Raw genomic sequence first — 21,795 nt, 5'->3', positions numbered from 1 at the left:
CGGGTGCGAAAATAAAATAGAAATTTTCAGGCTTTTAGAAATTTCATATATTTGCAATCTTTAGAATTTACCGGTTTCTGCCGCTTTTTTTGTTTTGAAAAATTCTATAAGAAATAGCTGAAAAAGATTTCATTTAATTAGAATAAGAAGTTGTGTTGTTTATCCCGGGCAACCGGGAGAACAGGTTAAGATGCTGATTTTTTCAGCATAACCAATGAGAAGCTTTTTTCCATTCAATTGGAAAGAGGCTTTTTTGTTTTTTTTGGCTTCTTCCCCCATTTCTATCCATAAATTAAGATCTTCATTTTCCCGATTCATGCATATCCTATAAAATCCGCCGCGGTTACTGAGCACGCAAACCATTAATAAAGTATAGGGTTGAATGAACCCGAACTTAGGAATAAGTTTCACATGAATTCCCAGTTACAGGAATTGATAGATAATACCTATTTTAATGTTTCCGGCCACAATAAATTTAATTTGTGGTTATATTTCAATTTTTGTAATTTTTAATATACATTTAAATCTTTTAACTATTTTTTTATTTTGTTAAGCCTCATATTCTGGTATACCTGCAAGATCTTGAAAGTTTAATGTGGATGAACGCGCTGTGAAGATAACAGACTTATTAAAAAATTTTAGATTCAATGATAGCAAATATTCTTCAGCCTTATTCATGTTTGATACCTATCAAAAATACTATACACATTCACTGATCCATGTATGAGCGTATTCCCGAATTTCCTCCACATATAGCGCCGCTTCCTGAGATAGAGCGACCTGTTTGGTCTGTAATTATCCCTGTATATAATTGCATTAATTATCTTGGGGAGGCACTGGAAAGCGTTCTGCTACAAGCTCCTGCCCGGGAGCTGATGCAGATAGAAGTGGTGGATGATTGCAGTACAGATGGTGATGTCGAAAAACTGGTCAATACTATTGGAAAAGGGAGGGTTGGATACTACAGGCAAGAGGAGAACCGCGGAAGTTTGAGAAATTTTGAAACGTGCATTAATCGTTCAAAAGGCAAGTATATACATCTGTTGCACGGGGATGATAAAGTGGAAGAGGGTTTTTACCAGGAGATAGCAAATCTTTTTCGTGATTATCCAGAGGCTGGGGCGGCTTTCACCAACTTCAATTATATAGATCATAAAAGTGAAATTGTCCCCATTAAAAATGAAAGTATGCTGGAAACCCCCGGGATTGTTCCCGATTTTATGGATAAAATTGGCGTAAAGCAGTTAATCCAACCCCCGGCCATGGTCGTTAAACGTTCTACCTACGAGGCAGTAGGCAGTTTTTATGCAGTTCATTTTGGTGAAGATTGGGAGATGTGGGCAAGGATAGGGTCTAGATTTCCCATGGCCTCTTCCCCTGAATGTTTAGCGTCTTACCGAGTAGGCCATGGGATAGGCATCAGTCACAAAAGTTATCTTAGCGGCCAGAATGTAAAAGATATTAAAAAGGTAATAGATATTATACAACAGCATTTGCCTGAAAACCAACGCTCAGAGATTAAAAAGAAGGCTTATGCCTACCATGCCAGGTTTTCGGTAAGGGTTGCCAATACCCTGCTGCTCAGTCATACTAAAGCTGCTTTGAGGCAGGCCCATGGTGCCTGGGGTATGAGTAAAGACTATATTACCCTCTTTTGGATGCTGCGCTTTTATGCTATGTATGGCTTGAGGTATAAGCAGATAGAAAATATATTGCGGAATAGAAAAGAAATGCGCAAAAGATAATTTTGATAACTACTATTAAATGAATCAAAAACCGAACAGCAGTGGGATAAAGCATTGGGAGTGGGAAATTAAGCCGGAAACCTCATGGTGGGATATAGGGCTTGTGGAGCTGTATTCTTATAAGGACCTGATGCTACAGTTGGCCAGAAAGGATTTTCTTGCACTATACCAGCAGACGTTGCTGGGACCGTTTTGGGCATTGTTGCAGCCTTTGCTTACTGTTATTACCTATGTGCTGGTCTTCAACAAAATAATTGGTATTCCTACAGATGGCGTACCACCTTTGCTGTTTAATATGGTAGGAATCACCCTTTGGACACTTTTTTCAGAGGTTTTCCTCCAAATCTCAAAAACCTTCTCCCAAAATGCAGAGATATTTAGTAAAGTCTATTTCCCAAGAATAATCGTGGCGCTCTCTACCCTTTGGCTTCAGCTGCTATTGTTTGGGATCCAGCTGCTTCTGCTTTTTGCACTTTATCTGCTTTTTCTATTTAAGGGACAGGTGGAATTTAACGCTGGGCGGCTGTTTTTAATTTTTCCTGTTATTGCAAATACGGCAGGTATAGGTTTTGGCGGGGGGCTTATTTTCTCCGTGCTTACTGCAAAGTACAGGGACCTTATGGCCTTGATACAACTCATAATAAGGCTGTTAATGTTTGTGTGCCCCGTATTTTATTCGCTTGCCATGGTGCCGGAAAATGTGCGATGGTTGGTAAATCTTAATCCCCTATCCTCTTTATTTGAATATTTTCGATTCGCTTTTTTAGGCGTGGGTAGCTTAAATGGCTTTCTCTTGCTGTACAGTGCGGGGTTTATGTTAATGATTGTTTTTTTTGGAATCCTGCTCTTTAACAAGATGAGCGATAAATTAATGGATGTTTTATAAAAATTTATGTCAAAAGCAGTAATACAGGTCAGTGATATTTCTAAGCTCTATAATCTCGGTACCATTGGGTCGGGTTCGCTACGGCGTGATATGCAGTTATGGTGGCAAAAGAACATTCTTAAAAAGGAAGACCTGAACCAGAAAATAAGAGATGGTAGAAAGATTGATACCAGTGAACATATCTGGGCGCTTAAAAATGTAAGTTTTGAGCTAAAAGAGGGGGAGGTACTGGGGATCATTGGCCATAACGGTGCCGGGAAGTCAACTTTATTGAAAATCTTATCGCGCATTATAAAGCCCACAGAAGGCCTTGTGAGGGGTAGCGGTCGCATCAGTAGTTTACTTGAAGTGGGTACGGGGTTTCATTCTGAACTTACCGGCAGGGAGAATATTTTTATCAGCGGGCATATCCTCGGAATGAAAAAGGAGGAGATATTAAAAAAATTTGATGAAATCGTGGATTTTTCCGGAGTGGAGAAATTTATAGATACGCCGGTAAAACGTTATTCCTCGGGAATGTACGTAAGGCTCGCCTTTGCTGTAGCCGCACATCTGGAGCCTGATATCTTGATTGTTGACGAGGTATTGGCAGTGGGAGATGCCGAATTTCAGAAGAAATGCCTGGGGAAAATGAATGATGCATCCAGCCAAAGCGGCCGCACAATTATATTTGTAAGCCATAACCTGCAGGCGGTAAGTAACCTTTGCTCACAAGCACTTTGGCTGGATAGAGGGAGTGTGCGTGCGAGAGGAAAATCGAAAGGGGTACTCAATGAGTACCTTAGCGCACTACATAAAAAAAGCTGGATCAAAGAGTTTTCAACCGTGAGGGAAGCGCCTGGTAATGATATGATAAGGGTTCTTTATGTTGAATTGCTCCCTCATTTTGATGATCCCCTAAGCGTAATCGATATCAGGACTGCCTTAACCGTAAAGTTCAGGTTTTATAATGCCACTGATAACATTGTCTTATCTACAGACCTGTTGCTATTTACCCTGGCGGGCGAGTGCATATTTGACATACCATCAAAACCTGAAATACACAATAAAGGAATGATCGAGGGGGAGTGTACTATTCCGGGGAACTTTCTTAATAACGGTTCTTACACGTTCACGCTCCATTTTTCAAAAGACACATCTTCAGAACTTTATTCCTATCAGGAATGTTTGATGTTTGACGTAGCAGACTATCGGGAAAACACCAATTGGTACGACAAATGGTGGGGCTACGTAAGACCCGATTTCCCTTTAATCCTTAAACCGTTAACAATAATGAGTAAATAAATAGCAGTGATTTAATATGCAAAGGATACCTACATCACCCCCTTATATAGCACCCATTACCGATGGTCTTTCCCGCCCATTATGGTCTGTAATGATACCGGCCTATAACTGTTCCGATTATCTGGCAGAAACTATAGAGAGTGTTTTGCAGCAGGATATGGGGGAAGATCTTATGCAGATAGAAGTGGTAGATGATTGCAGTACCGATGCTAACGTAGAAGAGCTGGTGAGAGTCTGTGGAAAAGGGCGCGTTAGCTATTATAAACAGCATGTTAATGTAGGCAGCCTTAGGAACTTTGAAACCTGCATAAATCGTTCCAGAGGGAAATATATCCATTTACTTCATGGCGATGACCGGGTGAAACTTGGGTATTACGCATCACTTAACAAGCTTTTTGATAAATTCCCTGAAGCCGGAGCTGCTTTCTGCGCCTGGGAACATATAGATAGCGAAGGGAATTTCTCACATCAATCCCGTACAGAGGCCAAAGAACCATGTGTACTCCGGAACTGGCTTCATAAACTGGCGGAATTTCCACGATTACAATATGTTGCCATTACAGTAAAAAGGGAAGTGTATGAAAAACTGGGAAGTTTCTATCTAGTACATTATGGAGAAGATTGGGAAATGTGGGCGCGGATAGCCAAAAATTATCAAACAGCATACACCCCCGAGTTTCTTGCTGAATACCGTGAACATAAAAATTCTATTACCTGGCGGAGTTATCAATCTGGGCAAAATATTAAAGACATTGCAAAAGTTACGGCGGCAATAATTAGTTATTTACCCAAAAAAGATCAAAAAAAGATGCTGAAAACGGCCAAACGGAATTACGTCTATTGGATACTAAATGAAACTTTTAGCGCCTGGTTTATATCAAAAAATAAAAAAGTAGCCTATAATCAAATCAAAACTGTTTTAGGGATCTACAGGGATAATTATGTTCTTTCCAGGATATCGCTTCTTTTGCTCTATATATGGACTGATCCCTACCGGATATATTTTAAGAGAAGGACAATTTAAACCACTATTTATGCCTACAATAGCTCCTTACCTCATTCATCATGTTCAATTGAATGAACAAGATATAGCACATCTTCCAAATCCGGAACCCGGCAACAGGTATTATTTTGTTTTTTGGTGGTATAGTATCCCTCTAGGCCATCTCTATATAGAGGAGAAAGGATGTGAAGATTTTTTAGAAGCTATTTTAGATATGATGGCTTCTACGTTAAAAGCTTACGGAGGTAAAGAGCAGGTAGAGCAAATCGCCGCAGCAGCTAACTCTAGAGAAATTCAGGCCCTTTTGAATTTAACAGAACAAATACTCTCTCCATACATAACGAAAAATATTCCCGGGGAAGTAGATATTTCTGTGGTAATATGTACGCGCAACCGTAGCGAGAGTTTAAAACACTGCCTGGAGAGTTTAAATAAACAGGTTTGCAGGCCCCGGGAGATCATTGTTGTAGACAACGCCCCCACAGATGATCGCACAAAGCTGGCCACAGAAGCATTTAATACAGTTACATATTGTAAAGAGGCACGCCCAGGTTTGGATATTGCACGAAATACAGGTGCCCGCCTGGCCAAATCATCCATAGTTGCCTATACAGATGATGACGTAAGCGTTGATGTCTTGTGGTGCTATCGCGTATGGGAAAGCTTTCTACAAGAAAACACAGATGCAATGACTGGCCTGGTAATAGCATCGTCGCTTGAGACGGAAAGTCAGCAGATATTTGAAAAAAATTGGGGGTTCAACAAGGGATATGAAGATATCCACTTTAACAGTGATTTTATCTATAAGTCTTCAGGGGCTCCAAAAGTATGGCAGATAGGGGCGGGAGCCAACATGGCCTTCAAAAAAAAGGCTCTTGAGGTTGTTGGATATTTTGACATCAGGCTGGATGTTGGTGCAGCGGGCTGTAGTGGGGATTCCGAGATATGGTTTAGGATGTTAGCTAAAAACATGAATATTCATTATAACCCCCGGGCAATAGTGTATCATGCACATCGGAAGGAACTAAAAGAACTACACAAACAATTGTTTAATTATATGCGTGGTCATTCCGCTTCTGTCCTCATACAGCATGATCAAAATAAAGAAATAGGCTACAAAAAATACCTGTATTTAGAACTAATGAGGTATTATCTATTTTTACTTAGGAATGGATTTCCCAAATATAGTTTTCGCTATCGAACGCTATGGAGCGAATTTAAGGGCATCAATTCCGGAATCCGGTTCTATAGAAAAAATAGAAAAAGACCTTCAATAGTTCCTTAGCCATGCCACTACCCGAGCATTTAATAAAACAATTGGTATCAGTAATCATTCCCTGTTATAACCACGGGAAATATCTGGCACACGCTATTGATAGCGTTTATGCACAATCCTACCGCTTTTTTGAAGTCATAGTGGTGGATGATGGCTCTGTTGATAATACCAAAGAAGTATGTGGCAAGTATCCAGAAGTGCGTTATGTTTATCAGGAAAATCTGGGTCTGTCCGCAGCCAGAAATACGGGAGTCAAAAATGCCAAAGGGGAGTATCTGGTTTTTCTGGATGCTGACGATTGGCTCCTGGAGCATGCTTTGGAACATAATATTGGTTACTTAAAATCTGATACCCGGGCTGCGTTTGTGGCCGGGGGCTATCAGTTGTATTACGAGCCTGAAGATAAGACCTGGCTTATTCAACAGGAAATAACCAATGACTATTATTGTGAATTACTGGAAGGAAATTTTATAGGTATGCATGCAGCCGTAATGTATCGGCATTGGATATTTAAATATTTCAGTTTTAATACCGCTTTGCGCTATTGTGAGGATTATGATATGTATCTTCAAATAACAAGATTATTCCCAATTTTTTATCATACAAATTTGATTGCAGTTTACAGAAAGCATGATGATAATATGTCTGCAAATTATTCCGGAATGATGGATTATGCCTTGCGGGCATTATCTTTTCAGAAGAAAAATCTTAAGAATAAAGCTGAAAGGAAGTCCTATAAAAAGGGGAAGAATTATTGGAGGTCTTATTATTCCAGAAAGATTTATGACAATTTACTGGGTAATCTCTATGCTGGAGAAGTTGTATTTGACAGGAAGGAAATAGAAATCCTTAAAAAATATAATAAACACCTTTACAAGAAATTTACAAATCAGCCTTTCCAAAAATATGAGGGTAAGAGGAAAGATATTAAAAAGTTGCCGATGAATATTATCAGAAAAGTATTCTTTAGGATAAAAAAGAAACCAAAATTACCTAAAGTAAAAAAAATAGATCTTGGTGATCTGGAACGCACAAGCCCTTTTAGTACCCAGTTTGGTTACGACCGCGGTGGACCTTTAGACAGGTATTATATTGAAAATTTCCTGAAAACATATTCGCCACAAATCAAGGGTCGTGTTCTGGAAATAGGAGATAATGCGTATACCATGAAATTTGGAGGTGATGAAGTTACAGAGAGTGATGTTTTACATGTTGATGATTCCAACCCCCGGGCAACATTTGTAGGCGATCTTAGCAATGCCCCGCATATTCCTTCAGATAGCTTTGACTGTATTGTGCTTACACAAACCCTACAGCTCATTTACGACTTTAAGGCGGCCATTGCCACCTGCCACAGAATTTTAAAAACGGGAGGAATTTTATTAATCACCGTACCAGGTATCAGCCATATTGCACAAGATGGATGGGGTAAATATTGGCTGTGGTCATTTACCGATGCATCCATGCAGCGGCTAATGGAAGAGTATTTTTCCTTAGAAAATATTTCAGTAAATACCTATGGTAATGTTAAGGTCGCAAGCGCATTTCTTTATGGAATGGGATTGCCGGAAATTAAAAAGAGGGATATGGACATACATGATCCCCATTACCAGGTAATCGTGAGTGTAAGTGCCATTAAATAAAACCTGTGGATGATGTGGAGCCGGATGAGAGCATATTTTAATCAGGCAGGTGCTAAGGCAGTTGTGCTAATGTATCACAGGGTATGCATTCTCAAAACAGATCCCTGGCAATTGGCCGTTAGTCCGGGGAATTTTGAGTCTCAAATAAAAATGCTTAAGAAAAACTTTAAGGTATTGCCACTTTACAGACTTGAAGAGCAATTGCGCATCGGTAAACTGAAGCATAAAAGTGTTTATATTACCTTTGATGATGCCTATACCGATAATTATTTAAATGCCAGGCCAATTTTAGAACATTATAACTGCCCGGCAACTTTTTTCGTGCCCTCGCATTTTATAGGAAAGGAGCAATTATTCTGGTGGGACGCATTGGAGGCCATTATTCTTCATTCCCCTGATCTACCATACCAATTAACCCTGTTAATTGATGATAAGTCACATGAATTTTATCTGAAGCCTGAGCGTTTAACAAATGACGTTATAAAAAAGCAGGAGGCCTGGAAATGGCCAGCCCCGCCGCCGACCAGGCGATGTGAACTGTATTTGAAAATATGGGAAATTTTACAACAACTTTCTCATAACAAGATCGTGAAGGTGATAAATGATTTACAGAAATGGGCTGGTTCTTCCTGTAGGCATACACCTGCGGATTGCACTATGACAGATGTGCAGCTAAAGGATTTTGCTTCTAATAAGCTTTTTAGTTACGGTGTACATACCCATACTCATCCTGCCCTGGCAAGTTGTTCGCCAGAAAGGCAGTTTCAGGAGATCGCGGTGAACAAAAAATATTTAATTGAACAGGGTTATCCTGTTATTAATGCCGTGGCCTATCCTTATGGTAATTACAATGACGCTAGTATTAAAGTGGCTGGGCAAAACGGGATGAAAATGGGTTTTAGCACAAAGAGAGAAGTGGTTAGCCGCGATTCAATGGCCCTTAGTCTGGGAAGGGTTCAGGTGTATAATACTGAAGGATCAGTTTTGAAGAAAGAGCTAACGCAATTATTCAAAACAGAATAAAGTTCTGCTACTGTTGTCCCACAGGCTTCAAGATTAACCTGATTTAAAAAAGATTGGAACAAATAAGATGCTGTTATTGGTATCAGGGACATCAATTATTACAATATGTGGGAGCGATTATGATATTTATAATTCAACATTAGCGTAATTTCTAAGCTGAATTTTTTACAAAAGAGTTAGCCGGAATTGAAAACATTCTATAAAGTCTGCAACTCCGATTTCGATGCTATTATTTACCGATTGCCATACAGGCTATTCCTTTTTGAAATAAATTCTAAAAGAACCTCCTCTGGGAACATTGGCAGCATCTGCATTTTCTGCCTTCCTCGTTGGCTAACACCAGCCTAAAAAGCTATCTTTGTAGCCTTAACTGCCAGTAAATTTAACTGCACAAAATTACTACAGGACTGTGAGGGATAAGGTGTTTTGCATACTGATAATCTGTACATTATGCTTTTATAAGTTAACTGCACAAGGGTTAAACCCACCTATACAAAATTTTTCTGCTGTAGATTATGATGCAGCCAGTCAAAACTGGGATATAGCCATAGATAAAGACGGAATAATCTATTCAGCAAACAATCAGGGTTTGCTGAGTTATGATGGTCAGCGATGGGAACTTTTTCCTTTGGAGACAGGTGCCACCATACGATCTGTTTACCCTTATAAAGGCAAAATCTTCACCGGTTCCTATAGGGAGTTTGGGTATTGGGAACGGGACGTTAACGGTAAGATGCACTATAGATCAGTAATGTCAAGCCTTGGAAATTATCCCGTATTAAGCGAAGAATTCTGGGAAATATTAGCTTTTGATGATGCCATTTACTTCAGGTCATTTGGAGCGGTGTATAAGTACGAAAAAGATAGCATTAAGCCAATCCGGAGGTTAGTAGCCAATAAAATTGCTGTTTATAAAAATAAACTGCTGGTGGCTGTGAGTCAGAGAGGCCTATATTTTCTTAGTGATGATGGAGTTCTTGAGCCCCTACCAAACCAGGAGGTTCTGGAAGGGAAAACAGTTTTGGATGTTATGGTGCAGGGGGACACATTATTAGCAGGCACAAGAGATTCCCTTTACAAATTTGACGGGGAAACCTTTTCTGTTTATCCGGATTACCAGTTAAATAATGCTATTAAAGAATATGAATTTAATCATATCATGCAGATTGCAGAGAATGAGGTGGTAATAGGCACGGTAAAGAATGGAATTATACATTATAATCTAAAGAATCACAAATTCAGGGTTTATAACCGCAACAGGGGGCTTCAGAATAACACCGTATTGGGAATGGCAAAAAAGGATGGGAAAATCTGGCTTGGTCTTGATAACGGGATTGATAAAATGGATCTTGATTCCCCTATACATTTTTTTACAGATGAATCTGGCGAATTAGGAGCTGTTTACGATCTCACCTTTTATAATGGAAAACTTTTTATGGCCAGTAATACTGGTGTTTACACTTTTAATAATGCTGGAGATCTTGTTATTATCGAGGGTTCGCAGGGGCATACCTGGAACCTGGAAGTTCTGGATAATAAACTGTATGCTAATCATAACACCGGACTTTATACAATTGATAATGGCAATTTTTTACCAGTGGAAAAGCGTACGGGAAGTTTCCAGATTACTCCCTTGCCAGGCAATAACCAATATTTGATAGGTACGTACACCGGGATAAGCAGCTATATGCCTGCTGTACGGGGAATGCAACAAATGGATAGCATTGATTTTCCTGTAAAAAAGATTGTTTTTGAGGATGAGGATGTCATTTGGGCGGTGCATCCTTACGATGGGGCGTATCGTATTAGGCTTAAAAATAATGATAAGGAAAGTCCTCAGGTTAAAGAAGTTAATAATATTGAAGGGCTTCGTAATTCGAAAGTTGATGTTGTTACTATTAACAATAATATCGGGATTCTACATAAGAACCATTGGTACAGGTATAATGTTTTCCGGGATAGTCTGGAAAATTTCAGGGAGCTGGATGCTTTCAAAAATCACCGGTTGATTTTTAATGAAAATGATAAATACTGGTTTGTCAATCTGGAAAATAATTCACTGGTTTATACTGATTTTATAGATGTTAAAATCAGTATTGCTTTTAAAGAATTGGATCAGCGTTTAGTGAAAGGGAATGAAAAAATGCTTCAGGTTAATGATTCTGTTTATTATGTCACCCTAAATGATGGTTTTGCTAGCATTAACCTTGAAAAAATGCTTAGGGAGAAAAATCAAAAATTTGTGGCCAGACCAATATTAAGAGGGATAGCAGATAAGAACAGGGATTATCCTTTAAATAATACTCCTGACATTCCTTTCAAAAGCTCCCGTGAAATCACCATTCGAGCGGCCCTTCCGGCATCAGATGCTGCTATGCTGCATTATGAATTAGAAGGAAGTTCTGGAATGGGTGGTGAGGTTAGGAATGGATTGATCAAGCTGCAAAACCTGCCACACGGGGATTACCGGCTTAAACTTTTTGCTCTTGGCCCACAGGATGATATTGCGGGGTCGGCTAACTATTCTTTTAGCATTAATCCACCCTGGTATCTTTCTAATCTTATGAAGCTTGTTTATGTCTTTCTGTTCCTGGGGTTAATAGGTTTCCTTTATTGGTTTAACCAACTTAAACTTAACAAACATCAATGGCTACTCGAGCAGAAATTTGAGGAAGAACATCGGGAGCGGATTAATGAAATGGAAAAGGAGCGTTTAAGAAATGAAATTACCCTCAAAAGGAAAGAATTAGCTAACTCTACTATGATGGCAGCAAAGAAAAATGAAGTCCTTATGGATATCCAGGGGGAGCTAAATAAAGACCGGGATAAATTCTCAAACCAGTTTCGGCTTAAGCACCTTATGAATAAGATCAATACCGCTATTAAAAATAAGGATGAATGGCAGGTATTTGAAACCAATTTTAACGAACTGCATGAGGATTTCTTTAAAGACCTTTTGGTTAAATATCCTAAACTTACCAATAAGGATTTGAAACTTTGTTCCTATCTGAAAATGAATTTAACATCTAAAGAAATAGCGCCTCTTATGGGGATTTCGGTTAGAGGTGTGGAAGTACACCGCTATCGGTTAAGAAAGAAAATGGATTTAGATAAGGAAGAAAATCTCACAAATTTCCTTATCAAAAATTTCTGATTTCATAAAAACAGGAATGATTTTTTAAGAAATTGCACTACATCATCACTACATCAGTTTATTTTCGGGCATGTTAAAATTTACTTCAGTCGTTATGTAAAACATTAATTATTAATTTTTTACAATTGAATTTTTAATGATGTAGTAGTTATGTACTATAACGTTTGCGTAGATTTAGGTACTAGACGTATCTTTCGTTAAAATTTAATGATTTAACAGCCGTATGAAACTAAAATTACTCACTTTGCTGGCTTTTTTTATTACAACTATAGTAGTAGGCCAGGAAGCAAAAACAATTACCGGTACAGTTCAGGATCCATCAGAAATACCTTTGCCTGGAGCAGAAGTAAAAATTGTAGATAAGGACAATTTTGATGTTACCGATTTTGACGGAAAATTTACGTTGGAAAACGTGGAAGAAGGAGATGTTCTAAGGATAACGTACCTGGGTTTTTCTCCTCAGGAAGTTACCATTACAGAAAGTAACGACTATATCATCACACTACAGGAAGATGCAGCAGCATTGGATGAAGTGGTGGTGGTGGGTTATGGTACTCAGCAGAAACAGGATATTACAGGTTCCATAGCCGTGGTGAGCGGAGAAGAACTAAACAAGCAACCAAACGTAAACCCACTTAGTTCTGTTCAGGGTAAAGTTGCTGGTGTAAATATTACAAACTCCGGCAGGCCGGGTTCATCACCAAATGTTAGGATAAGAGGTGTGGGGAGCGTTAGTAACTCAGATCCTTTGTATGTAGTTGATGGAGTGCTGACAGATAACATAGACTATCTTAATCCTGCTGATATTGAAAGCTTAAACATTTTAAAAGACGCTTCCAGTGCGGCTATTTATGGGATAAGAGCTGCAAATGGTGTGATTGTTATTGAAACAAAAAATGGCCGTGGCGAAGGAGTTTCTGTTTCTTACGACGGCTATGCAGGTTTTAAAAAAGTAACCAATATTCCTGATTTGGCAAATGCCAGCCAATATATACAATTATATAATGAAAAGCAGGCTTTTGAAGGTTCTGAAAATCTTTTAGATCCTAATGATTATAATGCGGATACAGATTGGTTTGAAGAAATTATAAAAGATGCTCCTGTTATTACCTCTCATAACTTATCGGTGTCTGGTTCTTCTGAAAAAACCAGGTATTATATAGGGGTGGGATATTTTAATGAAGAAGGGATCTTAGATGCCGGCCGTAATATAAATTCCGGAAACGATTATACCAGGATTACGGGCCGTCTTAATATTGATTCAGATATTAATGATTATATATCTTTTGGTGGTTCAATTGCCTATACAGATACACGTAGCAATGATGTTCAGGAGCCTTTTTACCAGGCTTACATAGCACCTCCTATATTTAATGCTATTAATCAAGATGGCACCTACGGGTTTCCTGAAGGTGTTGGGAACTTTGCAAATCCACGGGGAACACTGGATTTCTACAGGGGTAAATCTGAAGGAAACAGGGTTCTTGCGAATGTATATGCTGAAATTAGCCCTATTGAAAGTATCCAGTTTCGTACCAGTTTCTCTGGTGATAATAGAAGCAATAAAGGATTTTCATATACGCCTGAATACAGGATTAGTACCAACCAGGGTTCTGATATAAGCACACTTAACAGAAACAATGCTGAAAATGACAACTGGCTTTGGGAAAATACCCTTACCTGGGATGAAACTTTCGGAAAACACGACATCACGGTCTTAGGAGGCTTTTCCAGGGAAGAAAGAAGTTTTTACAGAATAGAGGGAATAGCCAACGGTGTAGATTTTAATGGCGACGATGCAATTCTATACCTGGATTTAGGCGATGTGGATTCTGAAAGAGTGAATGACGAAGGAACAAAAACACACTTCCAGTCTTTATTTGGAAGGGTACAATATAAATTTGATAACAGATACCTCTTGAATGCTACTATTAGAAATGATGGAGCATCTAATTTCCCTTCAGAAAACAATACCGAAATTTTCCCTTCTGTAGGGCTTGGATGGATTGTTTCTAATGAAGAATTTATGCAAAACACCACAGCAATAAATACCTTGAAATTTAAAGGAAGCTGGGGGCGCCTTGGTAATGCTACTGTGCCCAGAGGTTTTGATGTAACAGCAACTAACCCTGATATTTATTTCTTTGGAGAACAATCTGCTATTGCCAGGTCAATTAGTGAATTTTCCGATCCAAGTATTTTTTGGGAGATTGTTGAAGAATATGATGCGGGCGTAGAGTTTACACTTTTTGAAAATAAATTAGATGGCGAAGTAAACTATTATAACAGGGAAACACAAGATGCAGTTTTTAACATCACTCAGCTCGCATCATCAGGTGCCACTAATACAAATCTTCTAACAAATGCCGGAAGCTTCAAAAATACCGGCGTTGAGGTTTCACTTAATTGGGCAGATCAAATAAACACAGATCTTAATTACAGTATCTATGGAAACCTTACTACTATTTCTAATGAAATAACCAATATCATTGGAGCATCATTTTTAAATACAGGCCCTGGCCTTTTTGGAAATCCAATTATACGATTGGAAGAGGGAGCTGAAATTGGAGCTTATTACGGCTACCAGGTAGATGGAGTTATTCAAACAGAGGCAGAGGCAGCAGAATATAATTCTAGGGTTGGTGCATTTCGTTTTGCAGATTTAAACGGAGATGGATTAATTGGCGAAGATGATAAAACATTTTTGGGTAGTCCTATTCCAGAGTTCACCTATGGATTTGGTTTCTCCTTAAACTACAAGAACATTGATTTTGGGATGGATTTCGTTGGCGTGGCAGGAAATGAGATTTATAATTTCAACAGGAATTCACGATTTGGTAATGAGAATTGGGACCTGGACTTCTATGAAAACAGATGGACTCCTGGTAGTAATATAAATAATTATCCAGCGCCAAATTCTGACCAGAACTCCTCCAGGCCAAGCTCCTTCTATGTAGAAAAAGGCGATTACTTCAGGATAAGGAATATCCAGTTAGGATATACCCTTCCTCCTTCTATAGCCGGAGATTCAGAATTATGGGATAGTTTCAGAATTTATCTGAATGCGCAAAACCCTTTAACAGTGTTTGAATACAACGGATTTTCACCAGAGATCAATGGAGGAAGCGTTGATAATCCTCCCGGAGGAAGTGTAGTGAATTCAGGAATAGACAGAAATGTTTATCCTCTTTCTGCTACTTATAATCTTGGCGTAAGTTTAAATTTCTAGTAATAATAAATGAGTTTGCTTTTTAGGTAAACAGGTAAAAATATAGAATATGAAAAAATTAATATTTACATGCAGCCTACTTGCTCTATTTTCCTGTAGCGATGATTTTCTGGATGTGCCGCTTGAAGATAGAACGCCGGCAGAGGAATTCTTTGTAAGCCAGGAGGATGCGATAGAAGCTACTAATGCAATTTATAATCAGCAATTGGCCTGGGAAAATTCAGGATTCCCTTATTTGGCAATAACCGAGATAACTTCAGATAATACAGAAAAAGGAAGTAATCCAGGTGATGCAGCTTTTCTAAATGATTTTAATAATTTCACTTTTAGTTCTTCAGCGTTTGTGTTTAATGATTATTGGACCGGGCAATATAGGGGAATTAACCTGGCCAACCAGGTAATTACCAATGTTCCGGATATTTCTATGGATGAAGATTTAAAAGCACGCCTTATAGCTGAAGCTAAATTCTTTAGAGGGTATCACTATTTTAACCTTGTAAGGGCTTTCGGTGGAGTGCCAATTTATGACGGGATTCCTGAGGATGGCCTTTATAATCTTCCGCGTAATTCTGAAGAAGAGGTTTACAATTTTGTTATTTCAAACCTTCAGGATGCTGCTGAAGACTTACCCGCTTCTTATTCCGCAGGTAATACAGGAAGAGTTACACAGGCTGCCGCTAAAGGATTTTTGGCTAAGGTTTATATGTATCAGGAAAACTGGAATCAAGTGCTAACCCTTACCCAGGAAGTTATGGGAATGGGATATGAACTTTACCCTGACTACTATGAATTATTCAGGTGGCAAAACGAATATAATTCAGAGATCATTTTAACCATCAATTCCACGGCTGATGGTAACTGCCAGGCAAATTCTCAATTTGGACAGGTACAGGGTGTACGGGGGCAGTTTGGCTGGGGTTTTAACTCTCCTACAGAAGATCTTGCTGCAGCTTATGAAGAGCAGGATGTAAGAAGAGATGCCAGTATATTGTTTGTAGGCGAAACTACTCCTGAAGGTGACCTTATTACTGCTGGAGATGATCCTTCTAATCCACAGCGATATAATCAAAAGATCTATGTTTCTTCAGAATTTTTCAGAAGAAATAACTGCCAGGAAAATTCAGATAGCAATATTGTATTGCTGCGTTATGCTGAAATCCTTTTAATGAATGCCGAAGCTAATATGGAGCTTGGAAATATTGAAGCAGCTCAGGAAAGTTTAAATGCAGTAAGAAATCGTGCTGGCCTGGAAGATGTGGATGTAACAGACCAGCAGCAATTAAGAATGGCTATCTGGCATGAAAGAAGGGTGGAATTGGCCATGGAGGGAGACAGGTTCTTCGACCTTGTTAGGCAGGGAAGGGCTGCAGAAGTTTTGCAAGCCAATGGCGCACAATTTACAGCCGGTGTAAACGAAGTTTTCCCTATTCCAGCCAATCAAATTTCTTTAAGTAATGGTATGCTGGAACAGAATCCGGGATATTAGGAGCATAAGGGAATTCTTATTTTTCTTATAATAGTTAAGAACTGCCCCGTGATCTTTTTCCGGGGCATTTTCTTAATATACACACGCAATTATTGAGCTGTATATGCGGAGCTAAAAATTATTAATAACAGCCGTTTAATCCCCCTTCATAAATGACAAAACCCAATACACTACTGTTTATTTTCACAATGTTCCTTTTAATTTCATGTAAGGAATCAACTGAAGATGAGGATAATCAGGCCAATGATCTTGTTGTTAATCAGGAAACAGAACTATCCGATGATGAACTCCTAGAAAAAGTGCAGAAGCAAACGCTTAAATACTTCTGGGATTTTGCTGAACCAAATTCGGGTATGGCCCGTGAGCGGTATCATCCCGATGGCAATTATCCCAAAAATGATCCCGATGTGGTGACCACAGGTGGTACTGGGTTTGGCCTTATGGCCATTGTCGTGGGGATGGAGCGCGAATATATTCCACGAGAAGAAGCTGTGGCGCGCCTTGATACCATTGCCGATTTTCTTAAAAATGCCGACCGCTACCATGGCGCCTGGGCCCATTGGATTAATGGGAAAACCGGCAGGACCAGCGCTTTTAGTGAAAAAGATGACGGTGGGGATATTGTGGAAACTTCCTTTCTCGCCCAGGGATTCCTGGTGGTTAGGGAATACCTACAAAAAGGGAATGAAAATGAGCAAAAAGTGGCTGCCAAATATGATGAATTATGGAATGGAATTGAATGGAACTGGTACACCAACAACCGGGATGGAATTTTGTGGCACTGGTCACCAAAATTCGGTTTTGAGAAGAATTTTCTTATTGAAGGATATAACGAATGCCTTATTACCTATGTAATGGCGGCTTCTTCTCCAAAGCATGCCATTGAACCTTCAGTATATCATGAAGGCTGGGCAAGAAGTGGAAATATCACTACAAAAAATGAAGCTTATGGATTTCCACTGGTCTTAAAACACAATACTTCCGGGGATAAAGGCGGCCCGTTATTCTGGGCGCATTATTCCTATCTCGGATTAAATCCTACAAATTTGACCGATGAATATGGCAATTACTGGGATGTTACCCGAAATCATTCTTTGATCAACTACAAATATTGTGTGGAGAATCCCGAAAATTATGAGACCTATAGTAAGCAGTCATGGGGACTTACCGCAAGTTACACGCGTAATGAAGACGGGAGTATTGGATATACGGCACATTCTCCCGATAATGACAGGGGCGTGGTTTCCCCAACTGCCGCAGTAAGTTCCCTACCCTATACTCCTGAAGAATCTCTGAGAGCCATGCGCCATTTTTATGTGGATTTAAAGAATTTACTCTGGGGCCCGGCCGGGTTCTATGATGCTTTTAGTATGGAAGGGGAGCCATGGGTGGCCGCAAGGTATCTTGCCATAGACCAGGGACCGCAGGTGGTAATGATAGAAAATTACCGTTCCGGTCTAATCTGGGACCTCTTAATGGGCGCGCCCGAAGTGCAGCAGGGGTTAGAAAAATTAGGATTTTCTGTTCAGAAATAAATAATGTGGAAGGTACCTGGTGATTTCCTGCAAGGTTTTTAAAACCTTATAGGTTTAAACTTTGAAGTGTAAAGAAATTTTTCAGGGATGAATTGAAAAAAAAGAAGGTTTTTAACCTGTGAAATTTAAGTGGAAAAATAGAAACAATATTTTTATAATTATGAAAAATAAACTACTGCTTGTTTTGGCAATTATGGTCCTGCCGCTAAGCCTTTCGGCGCAGCAGGAAGCTTATCAGCGGGAACAATATGTCCAGGGAAACGATACTTTAAAATACCGTATTCTGTTTCCGAAGGACTTTTCCGAAGAAAAAAAATACCCGGTACTGCTCTTTCTGCACGGTGCGGGAGAACGTGGAAGTAATAATGAATCCCAACTGGTGCATGGCGGCGATTTATTTCTGAAAGAGGGAATAAGGGAAGAATTTCCTGCTATTGTGATTTTTCCGCAGGTGCCAAAAGAAGATTACTGGGCAAATGTTGAAGTTAACCGGGACAGTTTCCCGCTGCAGTTTAAATTCAAAAACCTGGAGGCGCCAACAACATCTATGAAAATGGCCATTTCGCTGATGGATTCTATTACACAACAAAAATTTGTTGATAAGGAAAAAGTTTATGTAGGCGGGCTTTCCATGGGCGGAATGGGAACTTTTGAAATTCTTTCAAGAAAACCCGAAATGTTTGCCTCGGCTTTTGCCATTTGTGGCGCGGCAGATCCTGCGGTGATTGATAAATATAAAGAAGATCTTGATATCTGGATTTTCCACGGTGAGCAGGATAATTTGGTGCCTCCGGAATATTCTAAAATGATGGCCAGGGAAATCAATTCCAGTGGCCGCGACGCGAAATTGTCTCTATATCCCAATGACAACCATAACAGCTGGGATTCCGCACTGGCAGAACCTTACCTGCTGCCCTGGCTTTTCTCAAAATCTTTAAATAATGCACATGAAATTGAAAAAAAAGATGAATAAAAAATTATCAATACTAATCCTTGGACTGATTTATAGCATTTCCGGGTTTGCACAATCTCAAAGTGAAATTCCTGAAGTAGAAGAACTGCTTTCCAAAATGACCCTTGAAGAGAAAATTGGGCAGTTAAACCTGCTTACTCCCGGCGGTGGTGTGGCTACCGGGGCAGTGGTGAGCAAAAATGTGGAAGACAAAATCAAAGCAGGGAATGTCGGCGGACTTTTTGGCGTTGCCGGGCCTGATAAGATAAGAATAGCCCAGGAATATGCCGTAAATGATACGCGGCTGGGAATCCCGCTGCTTATAGGTTCTGATGTGATCCATGGATATAGAACAACTTTTCCTATTCCGCTGGGGCTTTCTTCCAGCTGGGATATGGACCTTATCCAGAAAACGGCTTCCATCGCGGCTACCGAGGCTACAGCCGATGGGATAAACTGGAACTTTTCGCCTATGGTGGATATCGCCCGCGATCCGCGCTGGGGAAGAATTGCTGAAGGCGCAGGGGAAGACCCTTTCCTGGGATCTGCCGTGGCCCGGGCTATGGTTAAGGGCTACCAGGGAGAAGACCTTACAGATCCTACAACCATGATTGCCACCGTTAAACATTTCGCCCTTTATGGCGCTGCCGAAGCCGGCCGGGATTACAATACCGTGGACATGAGCAAGATCAAAATGTTCAATCAATACCTGCCTCCCTACAAGGCTGCTATTGATGCCGGCGCCGGCAGTGTGATGACTTCCTTTAACGATGTGAATGGCATTCCCGCCACTGGAAATAAATGGTTGCTTACCGACCTTCTAAGAGACCGCTGGGGCTTTAATGGGTTTGTGGTTTCAGATTATACTTCTTTAAATGAAATGATCGCCCACGGAATGGGGGATTTGCAGGCGGTATCTGCGCTTGCCCTAAATGCCGGGCTGGATATGGATATGGTGGGAGAAGGTTTTCTTACAACTTTAAAAAAGTCTGTTGAAGAAGGAAAGGTTTCCGAAGAAGACATCACCGTGGCGGCAAGAAGGATTCTGGAAGCAAAATATAAGCTGGGATTGTTTGAAGACCCATATCGCTATTTAGATGAAACACGTCCTGAAAAGGATATTCTTACGGAAGAACACCGTGCAATGGCCAGGAAAGCCGCAGCCAGATCTTTTGTTTTACTGAAAAAAGAAGGAAATGTTCTTCCGCTGAAGAAAAATGCGAAAATTGCCTTAATAGGCCCGTTAGCCAATAATAAGAACAATATGCTGGGCACCTGGGCGCCTACCGGGGATCCACAGCTCTCTGTGCCCGTGCTTCAGGGGCTTAAAAATGTGGCGCCAAATGCAAAAATTAGCTATGCGAAAGGAGCAAATATTACTGATGATGCTGAGCTTGCTGAAAAAATTAATGTTTTTGGCCCCCGTGCCGAAATTGACGAAAAATCTCCTAAAGCATTATTAAAAGAAGCTTTACAAACCGCAAAAAATGCTGAAGTGATCGTGGCAGTTGTAGGCGAGGCTACTGAAATGAGTGGAGAGGCCGCCAGCCGAACAGATATTACTATTCCCCAAAGCCAGAAAAAACTCATCAGGGAACTGGTAAAAACCGGGAAACCTGTAGTACTGGTGCTTATGAGCGGCAGGCCTCTTGTAATTTCCGAAGAAATGGACCTGCCGGTGAGTATTTTACAGGCCTGGCACCCGGGGGTGGAAGCCGGACATGCAGTGGCCGATGTGCTTTTTGGGGACTACAATCCTTCAGGTAAGCTTACCGCCACCTGGCCACGCAACGTGGGGCAAATTCCTGTTTACTACGCCCAGAAAAATACTGGGAGGCCTGAGCCAAACCCTGGGGAATTTGAAAAATTCAAATCCAATTACCTGGATGTCCCAAATTCACCATTATTGCCCTTTGGTTATGGCCTTAGTTATACCCAATTCGAATATTCCAATGTAGAGGCAAGTGCCGGGGAGCTGGCTGAAAACGAAAGCATAAGCCTGAGCGCCACCATTACCAACACCGGCAATTTTGACGGGGAAGAAGTGGTACAGCTTTATATTCATGATAAAGTGAGAAGCATCACTCCGCCGCTTAAGGAGTTGAAAGGTTTTAAAAAGATTTTCCTTAAAAAAGGAGAATCCAAAACGGTGGAATTCAATATAAGCGTAGAAGATTTGAAGTTCTATAATGCCGGCCTGGAATATGTTTTTGAACCCGGGGAATTTGAATTTTTTATAGCGGGAAGCTCAGACCATCCCTTTACCGGAACGTTTAAAGTTGAAGAATGATTGGGATGAGTGAAGCTACGGATAGGATTTGTAAGGTATAACCAATTATTTTCCCGGCCTATCCTAAGTTTATCGTAAAATTTGAAGTGAAAGCGCCGTTAAATTTTTTGGCTGTCTGAGCTTTTTGAATTTGTTGCTTTAAACAAATTTCGTTGCGAGTTCCTAAAATTTAGGTGCTGAACAAAAAATTTAGATAAAGTTTCGTCAGCCTAAATTTTTTTGGTTCGTTTTTTCATCAATGGAAAAAATGAACAGAAACTTATTTGTTATAAAATGTTCTAAGATCTAA

The 21,795-nt window shown here is 40.0% G+C and carries 14 protein-coding genes; 13 read left to right on the top strand and 1 reads right to left on the bottom strand.

What is annotated here, in order from left to right; genetic code table 11:
• Nucleotides 1-159: 159 nt before the first annotated feature.
• Nucleotides 160-318 (bottom strand): hypothetical protein, encoded by a 159-nt coding sequence (locus tag RM553_RS09670; protein ID WP_311534717.1) that lies wholly within the window; start codon nucleotides 316-318, stop codon nucleotides 160-162.
• Nucleotides 319-719: 401 nt separating this feature from the next.
• Here RM553_RS09670 and RM553_RS09665 point away from each other — a divergent pair, with 401 nt between their 5' ends.
• From RM553_RS09665 to bglX, 13 genes are all read left to right on the top strand, one after another.
• The gene (locus tag RM553_RS09665) at nucleotides 720-1,745 is read left to right on the top strand and encodes a glycosyltransferase family 2 protein (RefSeq protein WP_311534716.1); all 1,026 of its coding nucleotides are present in this window, start codon (nucleotides 720-722) and stop codon (nucleotides 1,743-1,745) included.
• A 19-nt stretch (nucleotides 1,746-1,764) separates the two neighbouring features.
• Nucleotides 1,765-2,631 carry an ABC transporter permease gene (locus RM553_RS09660; protein WP_311534715.1) on the top strand — a complete coding sequence of 289 codons (867 nt, stop codon included), beginning with the start codon at nucleotides 1,765-1,767 and terminating at the stop codon, nucleotides 2,629-2,631.
• A gap of 6 nt (nucleotides 2,632-2,637) precedes the next feature.
• The gene (locus RM553_RS09655; protein WP_311534714.1) at nucleotides 2,638-3,915 is read left to right on the top strand and encodes an ABC transporter ATP-binding protein; all 1,278 of its coding nucleotides are present in this window, start codon (nucleotides 2,638-2,640) and stop codon (nucleotides 3,913-3,915) included.
• Between the two features lie 16 nt (nucleotides 3,916-3,931).
• Nucleotides 3,932-4,939, top strand: a complete 1,008-nt coding sequence (locus RM553_RS09650; RefSeq protein ID WP_311534713.1) for a glycosyltransferase family 2 protein — start codon at nucleotides 3,932-3,934, stop codon at nucleotides 4,937-4,939.
• A gap of 10 nt (nucleotides 4,940-4,949) precedes the next feature.
• Nucleotides 4,950-6,203, top strand: coding sequence for a glycosyltransferase family 2 protein (locus RM553_RS09645; RefSeq protein WP_311534712.1), 1,254 nt, complete (start codon nucleotides 4,950-4,952; stop codon nucleotides 6,201-6,203).
• Between the two features lie 2 nt (nucleotides 6,204-6,205).
• The gene (locus RM553_RS09640) at nucleotides 6,206-7,837 is read left to right on the top strand and encodes a glycosyltransferase (protein ID WP_311534711.1); all 1,632 of its coding nucleotides are present in this window, start codon (nucleotides 6,206-6,208) and stop codon (nucleotides 7,835-7,837) included.
• Between the two features lie 9 nt (nucleotides 7,838-7,846).
• Entirely contained in the window at nucleotides 7,847-8,860 is a 1,014-nt protein-coding gene (locus RM553_RS09635; protein ID WP_311534710.1) for a polysaccharide deacetylase family protein, read from the top strand.
• A gap of 409 nt (nucleotides 8,861-9,269) precedes the next feature.
• Nucleotides 9,270-12,014, top strand: a complete 2,745-nt coding sequence (locus RM553_RS09630) for a histidine kinase (protein WP_311534709.1) — start codon at nucleotides 9,270-9,272, stop codon at nucleotides 12,012-12,014.
• Nucleotides 12,015-12,237: 223 nt separating this feature from the next.
• Complete coding sequence (locus RM553_RS09625) at nucleotides 12,238-15,243, top strand: SusC/RagA family TonB-linked outer membrane protein (protein ID WP_311534708.1); 3,006 nt, start codon at nucleotides 12,238-12,240, stop codon at nucleotides 15,241-15,243.
• A 49-nt stretch (nucleotides 15,244-15,292) separates the two neighbouring features.
• Complete coding sequence (locus RM553_RS09620) at nucleotides 15,293-16,729, top strand: RagB/SusD family nutrient uptake outer membrane protein (RefSeq protein WP_311534707.1); 1,437 nt, start codon at nucleotides 15,293-15,295, stop codon at nucleotides 16,727-16,729.
• A gap of 152 nt (nucleotides 16,730-16,881) precedes the next feature.
• Complete coding sequence (locus tag RM553_RS09615) at nucleotides 16,882-18,264, top strand: glucoamylase family protein (RefSeq protein WP_311534706.1); 1,383 nt, start codon at nucleotides 16,882-16,884, stop codon at nucleotides 18,262-18,264.
• A 160-nt stretch (nucleotides 18,265-18,424) separates the two neighbouring features.
• Complete coding sequence (locus RM553_RS09610) at nucleotides 18,425-19,237, top strand: carboxylesterase family protein (protein WP_311534705.1); 813 nt, start codon at nucleotides 18,425-18,427, stop codon at nucleotides 19,235-19,237.
• Nucleotides 19,212-21,506 (top strand): beta-glucosidase BglX, encoded by a 2,295-nt coding sequence (gene bglX, locus RM553_RS09605; protein ID WP_311534704.1) that lies wholly within the window; start codon nucleotides 19,212-19,214, stop codon nucleotides 21,504-21,506. Before RM553_RS09610 ends, bglX begins: the two co-directional genes overlap by 26 nt.
• Nucleotides 21,507-21,795 lie beyond the last annotated feature (289 nt).

This window comes from Autumnicola tepida (genome assembly GCF_031846485.1).
Lineage (GTDB): Bacteria > Bacteroidota > Bacteroidia > Flavobacteriales > Flavobacteriaceae > Autumnicola > Autumnicola tepida.
The sequence above is the reverse complement of the archived record's forward strand: the minus strand, read 5'-3'. Positions and strand labels throughout refer to the sequence as shown.